The sequence below is a fragment of the Micromonospora sp. WMMD967 genome, from assembly GCF_029626165.1.
Classification (GTDB): Bacteria; Actinomycetota; Actinomycetes; order Mycobacteriales; family Micromonosporaceae; genus Micromonospora; species Micromonospora taraxaci.
This window is the reverse complement of record NZ_JARUBK010000001.1, coordinates 4,499,726-4,519,609: the sequence shown is the minus strand read 5'-3', so window position 1 is coordinate 4,519,609 and position 19,884 is coordinate 4,499,726. Positions and strand designations below refer to the sequence as shown.

At 72.0% G+C, this 19,884-nt stretch carries 20 protein-coding genes; 10 read left to right on the top strand and 10 right to left on the bottom strand.

The features are described from left to right. The 5 genes from O7631_RS20220 to O7631_RS20200 all read right to left on the bottom strand — a co-directional run bounded on the left by O7631_RS20220 (position 1) and on the right by O7631_RS20200 (position 4,920). The gene (locus O7631_RS20220; RefSeq protein WP_278145659.1) at positions 1-1,149 is read right to left on the bottom strand and encodes an FUSC family protein; all 1,149 of its coding nucleotides are present in this window, start codon (positions 1,147-1,149) and stop codon (positions 1-3) included. 88 nt (positions 1,150-1,237) lie between these two features. Continuing rightward, on the bottom strand, positions 1,238-1,651 hold the full coding sequence (locus tag O7631_RS20215; RefSeq protein WP_278145658.1) for a DUF2267 domain-containing protein: 414 nt from the start codon (positions 1,649-1,651) through the stop codon (positions 1,238-1,240). A gap of 57 nt (positions 1,652-1,708) precedes the next feature. After that, positions 1,709-3,064: a hypothetical protein gene (locus tag O7631_RS20210; protein WP_278145657.1), complete on the bottom strand. Its 1,356-nt coding sequence runs from the start codon at positions 3,062-3,064 to the stop codon at positions 1,709-1,711. Next, positions 3,061-3,882, bottom strand: coding sequence for a sugar phosphate isomerase/epimerase family protein (locus O7631_RS20205; protein ID WP_278145656.1), 822 nt, complete (start codon positions 3,880-3,882; stop codon positions 3,061-3,063). Before O7631_RS20205 ends, O7631_RS20210 begins: the two co-directional genes overlap by 4 nt. Beyond that, positions 3,883-4,920, bottom strand: a complete 1,038-nt coding sequence (locus O7631_RS20200; RefSeq protein ID WP_278145655.1) for a zinc-binding alcohol dehydrogenase — start codon at positions 4,918-4,920, stop codon at positions 3,883-3,885. It abuts the gene before it with no gap. A 115-nt stretch (positions 4,921-5,035) separates the two neighbouring features. On the opposite strand from O7631_RS20200, the gene O7631_RS20195 reads away from it, so the two are divergent. Genes O7631_RS20195 through O7631_RS20180 form a run of 4 tightly spaced genes read left to right on the top strand, consistent with a single transcriptional unit; the run spans position 5,036 to position 8,909 of the window. Beyond that, positions 5,036-6,430 (top strand): extracellular solute-binding protein, encoded by a 1,395-nt coding sequence (locus tag O7631_RS20195; protein WP_278145654.1) that lies wholly within the window; start codon positions 5,036-5,038, stop codon positions 6,428-6,430. Further along, the gene (locus O7631_RS20190) at positions 6,427-7,383 is read left to right on the top strand and encodes a sugar ABC transporter permease (protein ID WP_278145653.1); all 957 of its coding nucleotides are present in this window, start codon (positions 6,427-6,429) and stop codon (positions 7,381-7,383) included. The genes O7631_RS20195 and O7631_RS20190 overlap by 4 nt, the downstream gene beginning before the upstream one ends. Next, complete coding sequence (locus O7631_RS20185; protein ID WP_278145652.1) at positions 7,383-8,249, top strand: carbohydrate ABC transporter permease; 867 nt, start codon at positions 7,383-7,385, stop codon at positions 8,247-8,249. Before O7631_RS20190 ends, O7631_RS20185 begins: the two co-directional genes overlap by 1 nt. Positions 8,250-8,303: 54 nt before the next feature. Beyond that, positions 8,304-8,909, top strand: a complete 606-nt coding sequence (locus tag O7631_RS20180; protein WP_278145651.1) for a class I SAM-dependent methyltransferase — start codon at positions 8,304-8,306, stop codon at positions 8,907-8,909. Between the two features lie 5 nt (positions 8,910-8,914). On the opposite strand, the gene eccB is transcribed toward O7631_RS20180, so the two are convergent. Beyond that, on the bottom strand, positions 8,915-10,291 hold the full coding sequence (gene eccB, locus O7631_RS20175) for a type VII secretion protein EccB (protein ID WP_278145650.1): 1,377 nt from the start codon (positions 10,289-10,291) through the stop codon (positions 8,915-8,917). Positions 10,292-10,421: 130 nt separating this feature from the next. Between eccB and O7631_RS20170 the strand changes: the two genes are divergently transcribed. Then, a complete protein-coding gene (locus O7631_RS20170) occupies positions 10,422-11,141 on the top strand; it encodes a spermidine synthase (RefSeq protein WP_278145649.1) in 720 nt (239 codons plus the stop codon). 116 nt (positions 11,142-11,257) lie between these two features. Continuing rightward, positions 11,258-11,434: a hypothetical protein gene (locus O7631_RS20165; protein ID WP_167524848.1), complete on the top strand. Its 177-nt coding sequence runs from the start codon at positions 11,258-11,260 to the stop codon at positions 11,432-11,434. Positions 11,435-11,438: 4 nt separating this feature from the next. Here O7631_RS20165 and O7631_RS20160 read toward each other — a convergent pair whose 3' ends face one another. After that, positions 11,439-13,241 carry an acyl-CoA dehydrogenase gene (locus O7631_RS20160; RefSeq protein WP_278145648.1) on the bottom strand — a complete coding sequence of 601 codons (1,803 nt, stop codon included), beginning with the start codon at positions 13,239-13,241 and terminating at the stop codon, positions 11,439-11,441. A gap of 152 nt (positions 13,242-13,393) precedes the next feature. On the opposite strand from O7631_RS20160, the gene O7631_RS20155 reads away from it, so the two are divergent. The 4 genes from O7631_RS20155 (at position 13,394) to O7631_RS20140 (ending at position 16,129) form a co-directional block, all read left to right on the top strand. Beyond that, positions 13,394-13,813: an MmcQ/YjbR family DNA-binding protein gene (locus O7631_RS20155; protein WP_278145647.1), complete on the top strand. Its 420-nt coding sequence runs from the start codon at positions 13,394-13,396 to the stop codon at positions 13,811-13,813. Positions 13,814-13,945: 132 nt separating this feature from the next. Further along, positions 13,946-14,983, top strand: a complete 1,038-nt coding sequence (locus O7631_RS20150) for an L-dopachrome tautomerase-related protein (protein WP_278145646.1) — start codon at positions 13,946-13,948, stop codon at positions 14,981-14,983. Between the two features lie 28 nt (positions 14,984-15,011). Continuing rightward, positions 15,012-15,392, top strand: a complete 381-nt coding sequence (locus O7631_RS20145) for a VOC family protein (RefSeq protein WP_278145645.1) — start codon at positions 15,012-15,014, stop codon at positions 15,390-15,392. A gap of 41 nt (positions 15,393-15,433) precedes the next feature. Continuing rightward, on the top strand, positions 15,434-16,129 hold the full coding sequence (locus O7631_RS20140; protein WP_278145644.1) for an alpha/beta hydrolase: 696 nt from the start codon (positions 15,434-15,436) through the stop codon (positions 16,127-16,129). 47 nt (positions 16,130-16,176) lie between these two features. Here O7631_RS20140 and O7631_RS20135 read toward each other — a convergent pair whose 3' ends face one another. From O7631_RS20135 to O7631_RS20125, 3 genes are all read right to left on the bottom strand, one after another. Next, the gene (locus O7631_RS20135; protein ID WP_278145643.1) at positions 16,177-17,442 is read right to left on the bottom strand and encodes an MFS transporter; all 1,266 of its coding nucleotides are present in this window, start codon (positions 17,440-17,442) and stop codon (positions 16,177-16,179) included. Beyond that, on the bottom strand, positions 17,439-18,032 hold the full coding sequence (locus O7631_RS20130) for a helix-turn-helix domain-containing protein (RefSeq protein WP_278145642.1): 594 nt from the start codon (positions 18,030-18,032) through the stop codon (positions 17,439-17,441). Before O7631_RS20130 ends, O7631_RS20135 begins: the two co-directional genes overlap by 4 nt. A gap of 64 nt (positions 18,033-18,096) precedes the next feature. Then, positions 18,097-19,818, bottom strand: coding sequence for an LLM class flavin-dependent oxidoreductase (locus O7631_RS20125; RefSeq protein WP_278145641.1), 1,722 nt, complete (start codon positions 19,816-19,818; stop codon positions 18,097-18,099). Positions 19,819-19,884: the final 66 nt, after the last annotated feature.

Genomic DNA, 19,884 nt, shown 5'->3' with positions numbered 1-19,884 from the left:
TCACCCGCCCGGGTGCAGAGAGGCTTCACCGTCCTGTACCGCCTTGCGCACCTCGTCGTTCGCTGACGTCGCGTCGTACCCGATCGCACGGAGGAGGTCGCTGGCAGCGGTACGCAGCTGGGTGACGACGGCGTCGCCGAACTCGTCGACGCCCTGGGCGCGGGCACGGCCCGCCCGATAGACGGCGTCGCGTACCGCCTGGTGGGTCTTCTCGGTCGGACGGCCGGCGCGATGCTCGCGGCGCAGCAGTTCGACCGCGTCGGCGAGCCGTCCGACGCTGGCGGACAGCTCTGGGGGAATCCGCTCGCGGTACTGCAGTGCCATCGCCGATCGGCGGGCGACCCCACGGCTGTGTTCGATGACGCGCTCGACCTGCTGACTCGCCCGCGCGAACCGCTCCACATCCTGTCGACGCAACCACCGGGCAGGAGCCAGGCTGACCACCTCTTCGGCGCCGCTGAGCGCCTGGTGCATCCGGTCCAACGCGGGACCCATGTCACGAAGGAGATCGAGGGCGCGAATCGCCCGCGGCTGATCCCCCGCCGTCAGGGCACCGGACACCTCCCGGAGCTGACCGGCGAGCCGCTGGTAGATCGGCGCCGCGTCCCGGTCGAGGATCCGCATCGGGTTCAACGGCACCAGCAACGCGACCACCACGAGGCCCACCGCGCCGCCGACCATCGCCTCGACGATCCGCGGCCATTCGAGGTCGTTCTGCGCCGGGGCGAGGGTCGCGAGCAGCACGGCCGTACCGCCGGCCTGGCCGACGGCAGCACCGCTGCGTCCGAACAGCACGAGCGTCGCGAGGACGGCGATCGCGACGACGAACCCGGTCTGCCAGAACCCGGTGCCCAGAAAGCTCAACAGAAGGTCGGTGGTGGCGATGCCGAGGCCGACACCGAGCAGCAGCTCGATGGTCCGGTGGGCGCGTTGGCCGAGCGCGGCGACGATCGTGCCCACCGCGGCGGAGGGGGCGAAGATCGGCGCGGGGTTGCCCAGCAGGTCGTGCCCGATCGACCAGGCCAGTGCCGCGGCCAGCCCGGCCTGCACCGAGATGACCAGGGCGGCTTCCAACTGGCTGAGCCGTAGTCGGCCCGCCCGGCCGCCGCGACTGCGGATCTGCGCGACGGCCGTCCTGACGCGTTTCACCGAGCACTCGTACCACGCACCGACTGCCGATCAGTCCGGGTTCACGCTAATCGGGACGTCCGGTGCCGGCACTGCCCACGCGAGTGGATCACAAAGGACCTGGTCGGCCGCCGTCGTCGCGCGGCAGTCGCGCCACCATCTCGCGGAACTCCCGAACTGTCATCGCCTCCCGCAGCGTCGCGAAGACCGCTCCGGTTCCGGCGCGGGCGGCGGCCGGGTCGACCCCGGCACGCTGCTCCACCCGACGCAGGAACTCGGCCGGGCCGGCGTCCGACGGCGGTGGTGCGGCCCCGGCACCGCCGTCGACCGGGGCCGGGCCGGTCAGATAACCGCCGACGTTGTTCGGAAGGTGCCCCACGAGGTCGTCGGGCGCGCCACCAGTCACCCGTTCGGCCATCGTCTGGAGGACGGCGCGGGCGAGCGCGGCGGCCTGCTCGGTCGGCAGGCCGGACCGCCGGGACACCGCGTCGATGAAGTACGGAAAGCCGTCGCCGTCGGTCACGTCCGGGCGGTTACCCCCGGCCGGCGTCGACAAACTGCGCCCTCAGCCATCAGGCGCTCACTCCCTCAGCAGGTCGAGCACCAGCGCTGCGGTCCAGCTGAACGCCGGTGAGCCGAGTCCGACGCCGGTGTCCGGATGGAAGTACTCGTGGCAGCCGGCCCCGGCGACCAGACCGATCATCGAGTGGCGCAGCCCGGCGGCCAGCTCCGGGTGCCCGTGCGTGAGCAGCCCGCGCCGGACCAGCCAACCGATGTTCAGCCAGCTCGGCCCCCGCCAGTAGCGCAGCGGCTCGAAGTCCGGCGCGGTGCGGTCGTAGGTGGGCAACGGCCGCTCCATGTGCCGGGTCACCCCGAAGCGCGCCGACCGGGCCTCGACCACCAGCGCGTCGACCTGTCGGGCCGGTAGGTCGGGCAGGACCAGTGGGGTCAGCCCGAGCACGGTACGGGCGCCGATCAGCCGACCGGTGCGCAGGTCGCGGGGTTGGAACGTGCCGGTGGTCGGGTCGTAGAGCCGTCGTACCACAGCCTCGGTGATCCGGGCCGCGCGGGCCCGGTGCGGCCCGGGGTCGTACCCGACGAGCGCGGCGATCTCGGCGAGCGCGTGCTCGGCGGACCCGAAGGCCGCGTTGAACAGCGGACACTCGACCAGGAACGGGTGGTCGTCGGCGAGGTCCCGGTCGGCGTAGCCGTGCTCGCGGTAGGCGGCGACGATCGCCAGGTAGCGCGCGTAGTCCAGGTCCGTGGGACGGTGCGCGGCGTCGGCGTGCGCGGTGTCGTGCCGGCGGTACGCGCGCATCACCGCCGCCTCGGCCGGCACCGCGGCCATCGGCGCGTCCCAGGCGGGGCTGTTGTCCAACCCGGACTCCCACGGGTGCACGACGCAGACGAGTCCGTCGCCGGCCACGTCCCGCCGGTCGGCCAGGTAGCGCTGCTGGGCGACGAGGGCGGGATAGAGCCGGCGCAGCGCGGCCAGGCCGGCCGCCTCGGGTGCCCGCTGGTACGCCAGCAGCGCGGCGAGCGCGTGCACCGGTGGCTGGACGAGCCCGGACGTGTCCACGGCAGGGGTGCCCTGTGCCTTCGCGCTGCGCCACATCTCCGGGCCCGGGAAGTACGCGCCGACGCGCAGCGTCGGGTTGAACACGATGTGCGGCACCCTCCCGTCGGCCCACTGGGCCCGGAACAGGCTCGTCAACTCCTGCCAGGCCCGTTCGGGGCGGGCCTGGGCGAGCCCGATCGCGATGAACGCGGAGTCCCAGCTCCACTGGTGCGGGTAGAGGGTGCGCGACGGCACCGTGTGGTCGTGTTCCCAGTTGGCGTCGAGCGTGTCGACAGCGAGACGGCGCAGCGCGGCCGGTTCGGCGGGGCCGCCGGTGCGGGTGAGGGCGGCGTGGGTCGCCCCGGCGTCGGCGGTCACGCGGCGGCCCGCCGGGGCAGCGCGTGCCGCAGCACCGTGGCGGCCTCCTGGAGGGCCCGGACCGGGTCGCCGCGCAGCCGGCACTCCAGGGCGAGCCAACCCTGGTAGTCCAGCTCCAGCAGGGTGCGTACCAACGCCGGCCAGTCCAGGTGCCCCGCGCCCGGCTGGTGGCGGTTGGAGTCGCTGACCTGTACGTGCCCGAGGTAGGGCGCGGCGGCGCGCAGGGCGCGGTGCACGTCGTCCTCCTCGATGTTCATGTGGAACGTGTCGGCGACCACCCGAACCGAGGGCAGGGCGAGTGCGGCGCAGAGCCCGACCGCCTCGTCGAGACGGTTGACCATGTGGTCCTCGTACCGGTTGAGGGGTTCCAGGAAGAGGGTGACGCCCTCGGCCTGGGCGTGCTCACCCAGCTCACCGAGGGCGTCGAGGAGGACCTGCCGGTCGCCGGCGGGCGGGCGGGGCGGCTCGAACGGCGGTAGCCGCCGGGAGAACATCCCCCAGGATGCCGGTGTCATCACCCCGACACCGCCCAGCTCGGCGATCACCGAGAGTTGGGAGCGCAGGTTGCGGACGGCGTCGGCGGAACGATCACTGTCGAAGTCGCCGATGAAGTGGTCCATCTCGACGCAGACGGTGGGCATCACCACGCCGGCGGCGCGGGCCCGACGCAGTTCCGGCAGCCGGCGGGCGAACGCGAGGTCACCACGTCCGCGTAGTTCGATGCCCTGGTAGCCGAGGGCGGTCGCGAGGGCGTACTTCTGGATCAGATTGGTGCCCGGCAGGAGTTGTTCCTGGCAGGCCAGCGCGATGGTGGTCATCTAGAACCTCAGCACCACTTGGAGGACGTCACCGGCGCCGCGATCGAGCAGCGCGAGGGCGTCGGCGACGGCGCTGGCGTCGACGATGTGGCTGACCAGCGGCAACGGATCGACGCTACGGTCGGCCACCAGGTCCATGAAGGTCTGCGCGACCCGGTCCCCGGTCCACCGCCCGGCCATGCTCGGCGCGGGGGTGGGCCCGGAGACTTGGGCGGCCACCAACTGGATGCGGTTGTGGTGGAACTCCTCGCCGAGGCCGAGCGCGTCGGCCTGGCCCTGGTAGAAACCGGCGGCGACGACCCGTCCGGCGTGTGCGGTGGATCGGATCGCCTCGTGCAACGCCGGGTACGCGCCGGACAACTCCAGGCAGACGTCCGCGCCCCGACCGTCGGTGGCCCGGCGCAGCGCGGCGGCGGCGGACTCGGAGCGGACGTCCACAGTGGAGGCGGCACCGTATCGGGCGGCGTGTGCCAGCCGGTCGGGCACCGGGTCGACGGCCACCACCCGGGCCCCGGAGAGCACCGCGAGTCGGGTGGCGAGCAGGCCGATGACACCCTGCCCGAAGACGCCCACCCAGTCGCCGAGGTGCAGGTCGCCGGCGAGCACGGCGGTCAGGGCGATGGCACCGGGCCGGGCGAAGACCGCGGCGAGCGGATCCAGCCCGGCGGGGAGCGGACGAACCGCCTCGGCGGCGAGCACCGCCTCGGCCCGGTGCCCCCAGATGCCCCAGACCAGTTGCCCCGGGTGTCGGTCGGTGACCTCCGGCGCCACCTCGACGACCTCGCCGACCTCCTCGTAGCCGAAGCCGATCAGCGGGTAGGGCACCGGCGTCTGTCGGGGGACGAACATCCGGGCGGTGTCGTCCCAGTCCTTGCTGAGCCGGGGATTGCTGCCCCGGTAGAGGGTCAGCTCGGTGCCGGCGGAAATGCCCGAGTAGCAGGTGCGCACACGAACCTGGCCGGGGCCGAGCGGATCCGGGGGGCAGGGCTCGAGGCTGATCCGTCGAGGCCCGGCGAGAGAGACAACCCAATTGACCATGAGTCACATCCCGGTAGCACTGGGCTCCAGGATAGCAAAAAATCGCCATATGTCTTGTCATTGATCAATCGAAGGCGTTGAATCCGTCTTGTACCCTTCGAGAGGAGTGCCACCGATGTCAGCACCTCCGAGGCGGATACTCGCCACCACAGTGATCCTGGCACTGACCACGTCCACCCTGCTGGCCTGCGGCGACGACACGTCGGACAGCAACAGCAAGAAGATCACCGTCTGGAGCCTGGAGGACGTCGCCGACCGGGTGACCGCCACCAAGGCGATCATCGCGGACTTCACCGCGAAGACCGGGATCCAGGTCGACCTGGTGACCGTCAACGAGGACCAGTTCCCCTCGCTGATCGCCGCAAACGCCGCCGCCGGTGACCTGCCCGACGTCGTCGGGTCGGTCTCCCTCGCCGGCATCCGTACGCTCGCCGGCAACGAGCTGCTGCACTCCTCGGCGAACGCGGAGGTCGTCGACCGGCTGGGCCGGCAGACGTTCTCACCGCGCGCGCTGGAGCTCACCTCCGACAACGGCACACAGCTCTCCGTGCCCAGCGACGGGTGGGGGCAGCTGCTCGTCTACCGCAAGGACCTGTTCGCCGCCGCCAACCTGCCCGCCCCCGACACGTACGAGCGGATCACCGCCGCCGCGGCGGCGCTGAACACCGGTGGCGTCGCCGGGATCACCGCGGCGACCGCCCCCAGCGACGTGTTCACCCAGCAGACCTTCGAGCACCTGGCGTTGGCCAACGGCTGTCAGCTCACCGACGACTCCGGGAAGATCACCCTGGATTCGCCCCAGTGCGTCGAGGCGTTCCGCTTCTACGGCGATCTGATCCGCACCAGCTCGGTGAAGGGCGCACAGGACGTGGACACCACCCGGGCCACCTACTTCGCCGGCAGGGCCGCCATGGTGATCTGGTCGCCGTTCATCCTCGACGAGCTGGCCGGGCTGCGTAACGACGCCAAGCCGACCTGCCCGCAGTGCCAGGCCGACCCGGGTTTCCTCGCGAAGAACAGCGGGTTCGTCACCGCGATCAAGGGCCCGAACGGCACCGAGCCGGCCCAGTACGGAGAGATCAGCTCCTGGGCCGTGCTGGACGGTGCGGTGACCGAACCGGCGACGTCCTTCGTGGAGTACATGCTCGGCGACGGCTACCCGCGCTGGTTCGGCATGTCCCCCGAGGGCCGCTTCCCGGTCCGCAAGGGCACCCCGGCCGAGCCGGAGGCGTTCCTGACCGCCTGGAACACCAGCCAGGCCGGTGTGGACGCGAAGAAGCCCCTCGCCGACGTGTACGGCGACGAGGTGTTGGCCACGCTGCGCCGCAGCCCGGACACCTTCGGCCGGTGGGGGCTCAGCCAGGGGCAGGGCAAGCTGGTCGGTGCCATGCTCGGGGAGTTGCCGGTGCCCAAGGTGCTGGGCGACCTCGTCTCCGGCAAGTCCGACGCGGCAGCCACCGCCAACCGCGCCAAGAAGGACGTGGACGCGATCAAGGCCGGCGTCAATTGACCACGACCGCGCCCGGCCCCGGCCGTTCCCCCACCCGGGAGCGGCCGGGGCGGGCCCGCCGCCGACCGATGACCCTGCGCCGCCGCGAGTCCCGTGCCGGGCTCGGGCTGGTCGCGCCGACATTGCTCGTCACGATCGCCGTGATCGGCATCCCGATCGTCTGGACGGTGGTGCTCGCCTTCCAGAGGGTCCGGCTCGCCACCCTGCGCAAGACCGGCCTGTTCGGCGAGTTCACCATGGACAACGTCGACCGGGTGCTGCGCACCCCCGGGTTCGCCGACACGCTCTGGACCACTGTGGTCTACAGCATCGGCGGCACCGTCGGGTCGATAGCGCTCGGCCTGGTCGCCGCGCTGGTGGTCCGTCGGCCGTTCCGGGGCCGCACCCTGGTCCGGGCGTCCATGCTGCTGCCGTACGTGGCGCCGGTGGTCGCGGTGACCTTCGTCTGGCAGGTGATGCTCGACCCGCAGCTCGGCATCGTCAACGCCTGGGGTCAGCGGCTGCTCGGCTGGGACGCCCCGGTGCCGTTCCTGTCCCAGGAATCGACAGCGCTGACCACCGTGATCGTGTTCGAGGCGTGGCGGTACTTCCCGTTCGCCTTCCTGTTCCTGCTGGCCCGACTCCAGGCGGTGCCCGGTGAGTTGGAGGAGGCCGCCCGCGTCGACGGGGCCACCCCCACCCAACGCTTCCGGCACATCCTGCTGCCGCAACTGCTGCCGGTGATCGCCCTGCTGGGCGTCCTGCGCTTCATCATGACGTTCAACAAGTTCGACGACGTCTACCTGCTCACCGGCGGCGCGGCGGGCACCGAGGTGGTCAGCGTGCGGGTGTACGAGTTCCTCACCGCCCGTACCGACATCGGCGCGGCGGCCGCGCAGGCGGTCGTGCTGGCCGTGGTGCTCATCGTGTTCGTGCTGATCTACCTGCGCTTCTTCGGACGGAGGGTGAGCTGATGGACCGGGACGTCATCGAGACGGTGAGCCTGCGCTGGCTGCGCCGCCTGGTGATCGCCGCGTTCCTGGTGGTCACCGTCTTCCCCTTCTACTACATGCTGGTGCTCTCGGTGCGCCCCATCGAGCGTCTGCTGCTCGACCCGGGCGCACTCGTGGTCGGCTTCGGTGAGCTGACCGTCGCCACGTACGCCGAGGTCCTGCGGGCCACCGACGACGGCGGCCAGGGATTCCTGACCTTCATCCGCAACAGCGGGGTGGTCGCGGTCGCGGCTACCGTGCTCACCCTGCTGGTGGCGATCCCGGGCGCGTACGCGGTGGCCCGGCTGCGGTTCTTCGGCCGACGGCAGGTCGACTTCCTGTTCCTCGCGGTCTACCTGTTCCCGTCGATCGTCATCGCGATCCCCCTGTTCGTGGTCTTCACCCAGGCCGGGCTGCGCGGCTCCCTGTTCGGTCTGGTGCTGGTCTACATCTCGCAGACGTTGCCGGTGTCGGTCTACATGTTGAAGAACTACTTCGAGACGATCCCGGTCAGTCTGGAGGAGTCCGCCGCCATCGACGGGGCCGGTCGGCTGGGCATCATCCGGCGGGTCAGCCTGCCCCTCGCCGCACCATCGATCATGGCGGTCGCCCTGTACGACTTCATGATCGCCTGGAACGAGTTCCTCTTCGCCCTGCTGTTCCTTGTCGACAAGCCCAACCGGTGGACGGTGTCGCTGGGGTTGTCCCTGCTCGCCGACGGGGTGGAGGTCCCCAAGACCGTGCTGATGGCCGGGTCGGTCGTCCTCACCGTGCCCATCGTGATCCTCTTCTTCGCCAGCGAACGACTCCTCACCGAGGGGCTGACAAGCGGCGCGGAGAAGGGATGATCGTCTCGCTCGGGTCCGGCGCCGCTCCCCCACCGGCCCGGTTACGGTGGCCACATGGCCAATCCGACCCGCTGGGCGACCGACACCGGCCCCGAGCACTCACAGTGGTACATCGACCGGTTCCGCAAGCTGGCCGCCGAGGGAGCGGACCTGGCCGGCGAGGCCCGCCTGGTCGACACCCTGGTGGAGCCCGGCTCCCGGATCCTCGACGCCGGCAGCGGCACCGGCCGGGTCGGTGCCGCGCTGGCGCAGCGTGGGCACACGGTGGTGGGGGTCGACGCCGACCCGGCGCTGGTGGCGGCGGCCCGAGCCGACCATCCGGGCCCGACGTGGCTGGTCGCCGACCTCGCCGAACTGGATCTGCCCGCGCTGGGTGAGACGGAGCCGTTCGACGCCGCGGTGCTGGCCGGCAACGTCCTCGCCTTCGTCGCCGTCGGCACCGAACCGGAGGTGCTGCGCCGCATCGCCGGCCACCTGCGACCGGACGGGGTGCTGACGGTGGGCTTCGGCACCGAACGGGGCTACCCGCTGACCGCTTTCGACGCCGACGCGGTGGCGGCCGGGCTGCGCGTGGAGCACCGCTTCGCGACCTGGGACCTGCGCCCGTGGCGCGACGACGCCCCGTTCGCGGTCACCATCCTGCGCCGTCCGGCCGACTGACGGCCTCAGTCTCCGGCGGCGACAGCCCGGGCGGCGGCCGGGTCCAGGGTCGCGCCGGCCGGCACCAGGCTGACCAGACCGGCCGGCAACCGCAACGGACGGACGCCGCCGTAGCCGAGCATCGGCAGCACCTCACGGTCGGCCAGCACGTACCGCCGGCCCAGGTCGGTGACCACGGAGACCGCACCGCCGGTCGCGCCGGGCGCCGCGGCGGCCTCGACGACCGCGCCGCGGCCCGGCTCGACCAGCACATGGTCGGCCAGCACCGCGTCACCCGCCGGCGCGGTCCGCGGAGAAGCCGCCAGGTCCCGCAGCGGTACGCCCCACCGCACCTCACCCACCCCACCGTCGTCGGCGACGCGGGTGCAGAGCGCCCCGTCGCCGCCGGCCGCCAGCCGGGGCGGGGTCGGCGGCGGGGCGTCCTGGCCGGTCGGCGCGAGGTCGGGCACCGTGGGCAGCGCGGCGAACTGGCCCAGGGTCAGCGGTACCGGCGCGCCCTGCCCGGTGCGGGCCAGCAACAATCCCGCCTGCAACTCGGTGATGCCGGCCAGACCGGCGTCGAGGGCCACCGCGTACTGCCGGCCGCCGCCGGAGTTGCTCACCAGGTAGACGGTGCCGATGGCGGTGCCCGGCACGCCGGTGGCGGGCCGGCCCAGCTCCGGCAGGTCGAGTGGGGCGAGGTCGGCGCCGGCGGGCAGAGAGTTGAGCAGGGCGGGCGCCACCGGCACGGCCTGCGCCCGGGTGGTGGCGAGCGCCGCCAGGACCCTGCTGGCGTCGCGGACCAGGTAGCGCCGTTGGTGCCAGACCAGGTGCAGCCCGCCGTCGGGGTGGCGCAGCAGCAGCGCCTCGTCCCCCAGCTGTCGACCGCCGTCGGGTTCGGTGCCGATCAGCAGGGCGGAGCGGGGCGCCTCGCCGGCCGGGACGGTCGAGCAGACCGTCCACGCCGCGGTGGCCAGCCGGCCGGGAGCGGGCAGCGAGTCGGGCGCGTCGGCGATGCCCAGCGGCAGACCACGCGGCACGCCGTCGATGGTGCGTCGGGAGACCAGGACGGTCTTCGACCGGTCCGCGCCGACGATGAGCAGCGCGGAGGCGTAGTTGAGCACCGGGTGCAGCTTCTGCTCGCGGTAGACGAACCGGGCGCCGGACTCCTTCTCCACGATCACCGCGCCCGGGTCGCGCCAGCCCTTGCCGCCGCCGGCGAACAGGCCGTAGAGCGCGAAACCGCCCAGCAGGATCGCCGCGACCAGGACGCTGGCCAGACCGGCGCCGGCCAGCCGCCGAAACGGTGACTGCGCGGGGTCGGTCTCCCGCATGACCAGGGCGGCGACCGCCCGTTGGACGCTGAACTGGTAGGAGTGCAGCTGGTCCTGCCGCGACGGCATGAGGTCCCTTCCGGTGGATCGGCCGGGCACAGGATATGCGCTGCGTCGATGTCCTGCGGACCCTGCGTGGCCGCCCGTGGCAGGGCAACCGGTACCATCCGTGGACGAATCCGGCGGCGAGAGGGCACCCGTGGGCGCGCGTTTCGAGGAGCTGGCCTGGCGGGAGACCCCGATCGGGGCGATCAGCCTGCGCCGACGCCGGGACCCGGCACTGCAGGTCGAGGTGTACGAGGTCAAGCTCGACGACGAATATTTGATGTCCAGCCTCTTCCCGGTCGCGGAGATCGAGCTGGCCCGGTTGGGTCTCGCCGAGGTGGCCGGTGACTCGGTCGACGTGGTGGTCGGCGGTCTCGGCCTGGGATACACCGCCTGCGCCGCGCTGGGTGATCCTCGGGTGCGTTCGCTGCTGGTGGTGGAGGCGATCGAGGACGTGATCGACTGGCACCGGCGAGGGCTGCTGCCGTTCGCGGCGGGGCTCGCCGAGGACCCGCGGACCCGGTTCGTGCAGGCCGACTTCTTCGCGGCGGTCGCCGGTGACGTCGGCTTCGACTCCGAGGTGCCCGGGAGACGGTTCGACGCGGTCCTGCTCGACGTCGACCACTCCCCGCGCAATGTCCTGCACCCCAGCCACGCCGCGTTCTACCCGCCGGCCGGCCTGCGCCGCCTAGCCGCCCTGCTGCGCCCGGAGGGGATCTTCGCGCTCTGGTCGGACGACCCGCCGGACGCCGAGTTCACCGACGCGCTCGGCGAGGTGTTCGCGAGCGTACGGGCGCACGTCGTGCCGTTCGCCAACCCGCTGACCGGCGGGGAGTCGGCCAACACCGTCTACGTGGCGCGTACCGGCCCCTGACCTGCTCGGCGCAGCGGGGCCGGAACCCGAGTCGATCGATCGGCATGGTGTCGGCCGGACGGGGAACGTTGGGACGGGCCGGCCGCACCAGGCGCGGCCGGTTTCAGGAGGTCGAGATGCGTGCGCTGCTCTGGGTCGTCGGCGTTGTCGCCGGTGTGCTGATCCTGCTCGGGTTGATCCTCGAGGCGGTCCGCTGGCTGATCATCATCGGTGTGATCGCGCTGGTGATCGTGATCGTCTGGGGGGTCGTGAAGGGGCGGCAGGCGGTGCAGCACCAGGGCCGACGACGCTGACCGGTCAGAACCAGTCCGGCCGCATGTCGAGCGTGGTGCGGTCCCGGCTGTCCAGCAGGTCGAACTGCGGCCCGGTACGGGGCAGCTCGACCGCGTAGAAGTAGCGGGCGGCCTGTCGCTTGCCGGCGTGGAACGCGTCGCCGGCACCCTCCGGCGGCAGGGCCAGCACCTGCTCCAGCCACATCCACGCGATCACCACGTGCCCGACGGCCTCCAGGTAGGCGCTGGCGTTGGCCAGCGCGAGCACCGGGTCACCGTCGGCCCACAGCCGAGCGGTGACCGAGGTGACCCGGTCGACCGTCTCGGCCAGCCGGTCGGCCAGGTCGGCCGCCTCGCCACCAGCCTTACGGGCGCGCTCGACGGTGTCCTCGATCGTCCTGGTCAACAGAGTGAGACCGGCGCCGCCCCGCATGGTCATCTTGCGCCCCAGCAGATCCAGCGCCTGGATGCCGTGCGTGCCCTCGTGGATCGGGTTGAGCCGGTTGTCCCGGTAGTGCTGCTCCACGTCGTGGTCCCGGGTGTAGCCGGCACCTCCGAGCACCTGGATCGCCAGGTCGTTGGCGGTCAGGCACCACTGTGACGGCCAACTCTTGGTGATCGGGGTGAGCACGTCCAGCAGCAGGTGGGCACGCTCGCGATCCGCCTCGGCGGGTGCGGTCCTCTGCTCGTCGAGCAGCCGCGCGCAGTAGAGCACCAGCGCCAGCGCCCCCTCCACGTAGCTCTTCTGCGCCAGCAGCATGCGGCGCACGTCGGGGTGGTCGATGATCGGCACCTGCGGCGTGGCCGGGTCCTTCGCACCGACCGGTCGGCCCTGCGGCCGCTCCCGGGCGTACGCCAGGCTCTTGAGATAGCCGGTGTAACCGAGCGCGGTGGCGCCCGCCCCGACCCCGATCCGGGCCTCGTTCATCATGTGGAACATCTGCGCCAGACCCTGGTGCGGTGCCCCGACCAGCTGGCCGACCGCGCCGGCCCGGCCGCCCGGGGTGCGCCCGCCGTCGCCGAAGCTGAGCAGGGTGTTCGTGGTGCCCCGGAAACCCATCTTGTGGTTGAGCCCGACCAACACCACGTCGTTGCGTTCCCCGAGCGACCCGTCCGCGCCGACCAGGACCTTGGGCACGATGAACAGCGAGATGCCCTTCACCCCGGGCGGCGCGCCTGGGATCCGCGCCAGGACCAGGTGCACGATGTTCTCGGCCAGCTCGTGGTCACCACCGGAGATCCACATCTTGGTGCCGAAGAGCCGGTACGTGCCGTCGGCCTGTGGTTCGGCGCGGGTGGTGATGTCAGCCAGCGAGCTGCCCGCGTGCGGCTCGGACAGGCACATGGTGCCGAAGAACCGGCCGTCCAGCATCGGCCGGACGTAGGTGTCCACCTGCTCGGCGCTCCCGTGCGCCAGCAGCAGGTTGGCGTTGCCCAGGGTCAGGAACGGGTACGCCGAGGTGGCCACGTTCGCCGCCTGGAACCAGGCGAAGCAGGCCGCCGTGACCGCGTGCGGCAGTTGCAGGCCGCCGACCGAGGAGTCCAACCCGGCGGTGAGCAGGCCCGTCTCGGCGAAACTGTCCAGCGCGGCGCGAACCTGCGGGATCAGCCGCACCCGCTGCCCGTCGAATGTGGGCTCGGCGAGGTCGGCGGCCCGGTTGTGCGGGGCGAACTGTTCGGTGGCCACCCGTTCGGCGAGGTCCAGTGCGTCGTCGAACGTCTCCCGGGAGTGCTCCGCGTAGCGGGGACGCTCGACGAGCTGCGACACCCGCAGCCAGTCGTGCAGCAGGAAGTCGAGGTCGCGGCGGGAGAGCAGGGTGGACGGCACGGAACTCCTCAGCGGGCCCGGGGTGGGACTGCCGGGACGACGGCCCACTGTCGCCCCGGCCCATCCTGACGGATCGTGGGAGCGGGCACCACCGGCGCGGGCGGCGTCGGGCGAGCGGGATCTGTCACACCGGGCGGCTAGGGTCGCTGTCCGTGACCGAACCCGGAGATGTTCCGCCCGAGATCCTCGACCGGCTGCGCCCGATCTGTCTCGGCCTGCCGGAGACGTACGAGGAGCCCGCCTGGGTGGGCATCCGCTGGCGGATCCGCAAGCGCACCGTCGCCCACGTGTTCACCGTCGACCCCGCCCGTCAGGTGGTGCACGCGCGGGCCGCCGAGCTCGACCGGCCCGCCTGCCTGCTGACCTTCCGCTCACCGCTCGACGAGATCGCCGGGCTGCTCAGTGGCGGTCACCCCTTCTACAAGCCGGACTGGAGTCCGACGGTGATGGGCATGGTCCTGGACGGCGGCGCCGACTGGGTCGAGATCGCGGAGTTGCTCTCCGAGAGCTACTGCATGCTCGCCCCGAAGCGGCTCGCCGCCCTGGTCGGCCCGCCGGCCCCGACCTTCTGAGCGGGCGGCGGCATCGGGTGAGCAGGCGGTTTCGCCCGGCATGCTCCGGGGATACCGCGCCGGGTGGCCGAGGTCAGTCGGGCTCCCCGCTGGAGTGCCGACGACGCCGCAGGGCGGGTGAGGAGCGGGTCGATGTCCACCCTGCCCACCCGGGAGGACCCCCGGCTGACCCCGATCCTCGGTGAGGGTCGGGTGTGCACGGGGGTGACGACTCTGCGAGGACGGGTCTTCCTGAGCTACCCGTCGGCGGACGGGCCCGGCGTGCAAGTGGTGGAGGCCCTCCCGGACGGCCGCCGCAACCCGTATCCGGACGCCGCGTGGAACCGGACGAACCAGTCATCGGACGGCGCGTTCGTGCACGTCAACGGCTTGCGTGCCGGCCCCGACGGCCGGCTGTGGATCCTCGACTCGGGCACGCCGCAGATCGGCGGGAAGCAGGTGCCGGGAGGCGCCCGTCTGATCGCGGTCGACCCACACCACGACCGGGTGGACCGCGTCTACCACCTCGGCGAGGCGCTGCACACCACCAGCTACGTCGACGATGTCCGTTTCAACGGGGCGATCGCGTACCTCAGCGACGCGGGGATGCCCGGCCTTGTCGTGCTCGACCTCGAATCGGGTCGGCTTCGGCGCGTACTGGACGGACACCCGAGCACCGTGGGCGGGCCGGTGGTCGCCGACGGGCGGGTGCTGCGCGATCCGGACGGCGTCGAGGTTCGCCTGCACGTCGACCAGCTCGAGGTGTCGCCCGACGGTCGCTGGCTCTACTACCAACCGGCCTCCGGTGGGATGTCCCGGATCGATACCCGCTGGGTGGACGACCCGACGGTGTCGGCCGACGGGATCGCCCGGCGGGTCGAACGGTGGTGCGACACACCCAGCACCGGCGGCACGGCGATCGACAACACCGGGACCATCTACCTCAGCGACCTGGAGCGCAGGCGCATCCTCACCGTCGCGCCGGACGGCAGCGTGCGTACCCTCGTCGCCGACCCTCGGCTGGTCTGGGTGGACGCGATGTGGCTCGACGCCGAGGCCCGGCTCTGGATGCCGGCGGCCCAGTTGCACCTGACCGCCGGGTTCAACGACGGGCGTTCCGCTGTCGACTACCCGGTGCACGTCTACCGGATGCCGGTCGCGGCCGGTCCGCCCCTCCTGGACCACTCCTGAGCTGACGGGCGTCGATAGGCTGCCTCGCATGCATCGAAGTCGCGTCTACGCCCTGCTGATCGATGCCCCCGCGGCGGAAGCCGCCCGGGCTGCGGAGTTCTGGTCCGCCGCGCTCGGCGTCAGCACCCGGACCCATCCGGCGGAGCCGCAGTTCGTCGGCCTGCACGAGGCGCTGCCTGGGCTGGTCGCCGCGGTTCAGGCAGTCGACGACGAGCCCCGCTTCCACCTCGACATCGAGACCGACGACGTGCCGGCCGAGACCGCGCGGTTGATCGGCCTGGGTGCCACCGAGGTGTCCCGGTGGCTCGAGTGTCGGATCCTGCGGGCGCCCGGCGGTCACCTGCTCTGCGTCCTGCCGGTGGAGAGCCCGCCGGAGCTCTTCGCCGCCGAGGCCCGCACCTGGTCCTGACCGCGTCCGGGTTGTCGGAGGGCGCCGTTAGAGTCCCGCCCATGGCTGAATTCGTGTTGGTGGCGGGGGCGTGGCTGGGGGCTTCGGCATGGGACGACGTGGTCGCGCCACTCCGGGCGGCCGGTCACGGGGCCCACGCGTTGACCCTCTCCGGTCTCGGTGACAAGCGGGGCATGCCCGCTGGGCAGCAGACCCACGTGCGGGACATCGTCGACGAGGTCGAACGTCGCGACCTGCGCGACGTGGTGCTGGTCGGGCACAGCTACTCCGGCATCCCGGTGGGTCAGGCCGCCGAGCGCATCGGTGACCGGTTGACCACTGTGGTCCTCGTCGACGCGGAGGTGCCGGTCGACGGCCTGTCGTTCGCCTCCGGTTGGTGGCAGGGCCAGGAGGCGTTCGAAGCGCAGCTCACCGAGAACGGGGGTTACTGGCCGCCGATCGGCGCGGCCGACCTCGACGGTCAGGGGCTCGCCGACGAGCAGGTCGCCCGCTTGATCGAGGCCTCCGTGCCGCACCCGGGTGCCACGCTGACCGAACCGGCCGTGCTGACCCGCCCGTTGGGTGAGCTTCCGGCGACGTACATCAAGTGCCTGCTCGACGGGCCTGAGCCCAACGATACGGTGGCCAAGCTGCTGGGCAACGACAACTGGCGACTGGTCACCATGGACACCGGGCACTGGCCGATGTTCTCGCAGCCCACCGAGCTGGCCCGGATCCTGGCGGCGCAGGCCGACTGACCGCGTCGGGCGCCGTGAGTGACGCCGTGGTGCCAGCGCCGACGAGGTCACGCAGTCTGATCGTCCAGGGTTCTGATGTGGCGCACCGGCGACGCGACCAGCCAGAGCACGGCGAGCACGCCACCCAGCCCGGCGATGGCCAGTGTGGGTCGCAGCCCGATGGTGGTGCCCAGCGCGCCACCGACCAACGCGCCGATCGGTCGGACGCCGTAGTTGACGGCGCTGTACGCCCCGGCCCGGCGTCCTCGTGCCTCGTCGGGTGTCACGGCGGTGAGCAGGGCGTTCAGGTTGATGTCCATCAACATCACACCGATGCTGGAGACCAGCTCGATGGCCGCCAGCATGGCCACCTTCGTCCAGGTGGGGCCTGTCACCAGCGCGGTCAGTGCCAGCGGTGCGGGAAAGAGCACCGCGCCGATCATGGCGGTACGCCCCAACCCGATGGTGCGGGAGATCCGTGGGGCGAGCCCCGCGCCGGCCAGGCCGCCGAGCGCGCCGAACCCGAGGGCGACACCGATCGCGCCGGCCGACAGGCCGAGGTCCCGGCTGGCGTAGAGCACCAGGAGCGCCCCGGCGATGAACGTGAAGAAGTTGACGGTGCTGGTGCAGCCGAGGGCTGCCCGCAGCACCGGGTGCCGCAGCACCATCACGAGCCCTTCGCGGACCAGACCGAGAGTGGACGTGTGGCGCGGCGGCGGAGGCGGCTCCGTCACCGGGATGCGGCGGAGCAGCAACGCCGAGCCGAAAAACGACACCGCGTCGACGAAGATCGCGACCGGCGCGCTGAGCGCCTGGACCAGCCCGCCGCCGACGGCTGGGCCGGCGATGAAGGACAGCGACCGGCTCATGCTGAGCTTGCTGTTCGCGTCCACGTAGGCCGATCGCGGCACCAGGGCGACGAAGAATGCCTGACGTGCCATGGCGAACAGCACCGCCCCGAAGCCGGTGAGCAGTGCCACCAGGTAGAGCTGGGTGAGGGTGATCGCGTCGAACAGGTACGCCACCGGCAGGCTGAGCAGCACCGCTGCGCGGACCAGGTCCGCGATGATCAGAAGCCGGCGCTTGTGGGTGCGCTGGTCAACCCACGCGCCGAGGAACAGGCCCAGCAGGTTGGGCAGCCAGATCAGCGCGGTGAGGACGCTGACCTGCACGGGCGTCGCGGCGAGCAGGGAGACGGCGATCAGCGGCAGCGCCAGTTCGCTGATCCGGTCGCCGAACTGGGAGATCGTCTCGCCGGCCCAGAAGGTGCGGAACCGTCGGTCGCGGTGCAGAGGCGGCGGGGGGTCGGTGACAGCGGCGGTGGTGGCGGTCATGACTCGGCCTGGTCGTCGCCGGACTCGGGCAGGAGGTAGCGCAGCATCCGGACGATTCGCGCCCCGTCCGGGGCCGACTCCTCCTTGCGCCGCACGTACGGAGCGAGCAGCTCCTCGATCGACTCCTCCAACTGCCGCAGCTCGTCGGCGGTGGCCACGAATCGGGTGTCGGCGACGCCGGCCAGCCCGCGCCACTCGGCGTCGAGTCGGGGTTCGTCGTGCAGCAGCCACTGCTGGGGCACCTCGGCTCGCCGGGCGAACATCTCACCGCGCAGTTGCCGGCCGGCGGCCTGCCCCTCGGCGTCGTCGGGCAGGACGAAGCGGAAACCACGGGCTGCCGCCTGCCACCAGCGTTCCCGCTTGCTGGTGGCGCCGTCCCAGTCGGTGACCAGGCCGAACGTCGCGAGGTGCCGCAGGTGCCAGCTGACCACCGACGGTGTGGCGCCGACGTGCGGCGAGAGCCCGGTCGCGGTGGCCGGGCCCTCCCGCTGGAGGTGTTCGAGGATGGCCAGCCGGACGGGGTGGGCCAACGCCCGCAGCGCCTGCGGTTCGTTGATCTCGAAGTCCCCGTACGGATTCTTGAGAGACATGTTTCGAAAGTACTCTCTCAGGTTTACCCCGGCAACCCCCTCCGCGCGCCACCGACCACGACGATCAGGCGATGCCCAACCGGGCCAACGGCTCGACCAGCTCACGCTCCTCGTAGCTGAGGTGCGACAACAGGGCGTCGGTCAGCAGGTCCACCGCCGCCCGCAGGTCGGCGAGCCCGTCCGGCGACCCGACGTACGCCACCAGGGCCCGGTCGACACCCTCCAACACGTCGTGGATGACGTGGTGCTCCTGCTCCAGCCGGTCCACGACCGGGCCCAGCCGTGGGTCTTGCGCCCGCAGCCGAGGGAAGAACGACTGGTCCTCGATCGTGTGGTGGGTGGTGACGATGCGGCAGTACGACTCGCAGTAGACGCCGAGCGTCCACCGGTTCTGTCGCATGGTCATCGTGTTGATGTGCGACCGGGCCGTGCCGGCGTCGATCTCACCGGCCGCGACCTGTTCGATCAGGTCGTGGATCTGGGCCAGCTCGGCCCGCAGCCCGTCGTGGATCTGCACCAGATGCGCACCGGTGGCCTGCTCCTGCGGCGTGTAGGTGCGATCCGGGTCGGGCGCCGGCCCGGTCGGTCGGGTCGACTCGTCCCAGACCTGCTGGTCGCTACGCCGTACGCCGTCGTCGGGGGTCGGCACCACCGCGAACGCGCCGCCGGTCACTGTCGCGCGGCTCGGCCGCGCCGCAGGGGCGGCAACCGGCTCCGCCGCCGCGCCCCGACCGTCCGCCGCCGCGCCGCCCACTGCCGCACCCCGGTCGCGTTCGGCCGCACCCCCGTCGCGGCCGCCCTCCGCCGCGCTCTGGGCGCGCTCGGCCGTGCCAGGAACGCGTTCGGCCGCGCCAGGGTCGCGCTCGGCCGTGCCCTGAGGACGCTCGGCCACGCCACTGTCGCGTTCGGCCGCGACCAGCTCGCGGACGGCTGGGGCGACCTCACCCGCGAAGCGGCGCAGGTCGTCGGGGTCGTCGCCGGCGAGGATGAAGGCGCTCACGCCCTCGCCCAGGGCCAGCTCGACCAACTCCTGCACCCACTGCTCGGCGGGCCCGTTCAACGGGCCACGACCGACGGCCGAGAACTGGCCGGCGATGTTGAGCAGTCGGCGCACGTCCCGGGGGGACCGGCCGGCCTCCTGCGCGGCGTCGTCGATGATCGCGTTGCCCTTGGTGAGGTCACCCGGCTGGAGGTAGCCCAGCGTGGGCAACCAACCATCGGCCCGCCGTCCGGTGAGCTGGAGCATCCGCGGCTTGTACGCCCCCAGCCAGACCGGCACCCGGTGCGCCGGAGCCGGACCGCGCTTGGCACCCCGCACCCGGTGGAACTCGCCGTCGACACGAACGCCACCGCGGGTCTCGGTGTCCCACATCTGCCGGATGATCTCGATGGCTTCCTCCAGCGCGCGTACGCCCTGGCCGGGGGTCAGCCGTCGGCCACCCATCGCCTCGATGGCGTCCCAGAACGCTCCCGCGCCGAGGCCGAGGGTGATCCGGCCGTCGCTGAGCAGGTCCAGGCTGGCCACGCTGCGGGCGAGCACCGCCGGTGGGCGCAGCGGCAGGTTCGTCACGTTCGCCGCCAGGTGCACCCGGTTGGTGCGGGCCGCCACGAAGCTGAGCAGCGTCCAGGTGTCGAGGAACGCCGGCTGGTACGGGTGGTCCTGGAAGGTGACGAGGTCCAGACCGACCTGCTCGGTCAGCACCGCGAGGCCGACAGTGCGGTCCGGATCGCCGGCACCAGGGGTGACGAAGGATCCGAAGACCAGGTCATGGCCGTAGTCGCTCATCTGCGAGCCTCCCGATTCACACGACGCGTCGGACGATGCGCCACGACCCAAACCTTATGCCAGTCA

Excerpts from the sequence above, each read along its gene's own strand:
- O7631_RS20135 (WP_278145643.1), bottom strand. The coding sequence starts at position 17,442 with ATGACCGCCACCACCGCCGCTGTCACCGACCCCCCGCCGCCTCTGCAC.
- O7631_RS20140 (WP_278145644.1), top strand. The coding sequence starts at position 15,434 with ATGGCTGAATTCGTGTTGGTGGCGGGGGCGTGGCTGGGGGCTTCGGCA.
- O7631_RS20180 (WP_278145651.1), top strand. The coding sequence starts at position 8,304 with ATGGCCAATCCGACCCGCTGGGCGACCGACACCGGCCCCGAGCACTCA.
- O7631_RS20205 (WP_278145656.1), bottom strand. The coding sequence starts at position 3,882 with ATGACCACCATCGCGCTGGCCTGCCAGGAACAACTCCTGCCGGGCACC.
- O7631_RS20165 (WP_167524848.1), top strand. The coding sequence starts at position 11,258 with ATGCGTGCGCTGCTCTGGGTCGTCGGCGTTGTCGCCGGTGTGCTGATC.
- O7631_RS20185 (WP_278145652.1), top strand. The coding sequence starts at position 7,383 with ATGGACCGGGACGTCATCGAGACGGTGAGCCTGCGCTGGCTGCGCCGC.
- O7631_RS20150 (WP_278145646.1), top strand. The coding sequence starts at position 13,946 with ATGTCCACCCTGCCCACCCGGGAGGACCCCCGGCTGACCCCGATCCTC.
- O7631_RS20130 (WP_278145642.1), bottom strand. The coding sequence starts at position 18,032 with ATGTCTCTCAAGAATCCGTACGGGGACTTCGAGATCAACGAACCGCAG.
- O7631_RS20200 (WP_278145655.1), bottom strand. The coding sequence starts at position 4,920 with ATGGTCAATTGGGTTGTCTCTCTCGCCGGGCCTCGACGGATCAGCCTC.
- O7631_RS20125 (WP_278145641.1), bottom strand. The coding sequence starts at position 19,818 with ATGAGCGACTACGGCCATGACCTGGTCTTCGGATCCTTCGTCACCCCT.
- O7631_RS20195 (WP_278145654.1), top strand. The coding sequence starts at position 5,036 with ATGTCAGCACCTCCGAGGCGGATACTCGCCACCACAGTGATCCTGGCA.
- eccB (WP_278145650.1), bottom strand. The coding sequence starts at position 10,291 with ATGCCGTCGCGGCAGGACCAGCTGCACTCCTACCAGTTCAGCGTCCAA.
- O7631_RS20145 (WP_278145645.1), top strand. The coding sequence starts at position 15,012 with ATGCATCGAAGTCGCGTCTACGCCCTGCTGATCGATGCCCCCGCGGCG.